Origin of the sequence: Corynebacterium sp. HMSC072G08, assembly GCF_001809185.1 — a bacterium.
Classification (GTDB): Bacteria; Actinomycetota; Actinomycetes; order Mycobacteriales; family Mycobacteriaceae; genus Corynebacterium; species Corynebacterium phoceense.
The window spans coordinates 113,832-114,224 of the sequence record NZ_KV796464.1 but is presented as its reverse complement, the minus strand read 5'-3'; the positions used below and the strand labels follow the sequence as shown (position 1 = coordinate 114,224).

The 393-nt window shown below is 58.3% G+C and carries 1 CRISPR repeat array.

The features are described 5' to 3' along the window. Position 1 precedes the first annotated feature (1 nt). Positions 2-393: direct repeats of the CRISPR family, unit length 26 nt; unit sequence AAATACCTCCGCACGCGCGGAGAAGA.

Below are 393 nucleotides of genomic sequence, written 5' to 3'. Positions count from 1 at the left end.
GAAATACCTCCGCACGCGCGGAGAAGAGAGGACCGGCCATAGCCACAGCGGCATAATATTGGAAATACCTCCGCACGCGCGGAGAAGAGTGGTTTGCTTGCCCGCCACGGCAGTTACCCGCGGAAATACCTCCGCACGCGCGGAGAAGAGCAGTCATTGGTGACTCCGTACATTTCTTTGAGGGAAATACCTCCGCACGCGCGGAGAAGAGTCAGTACGTCCGCGTTAGCCGCTTCAAGGAACGGAAATACCTCCGCACGCGCGGAGAAGAGCGTGAGTTGAGGTCTGCGAGCTTGACCTTGGAGGAAATACCTCCGCACGCGCGGAGAAGAGACTTGCTTGGCATGGCGGAAGAAGCCGAAAGAGGAAATACCTCCGCACGCGCGGAGAAGA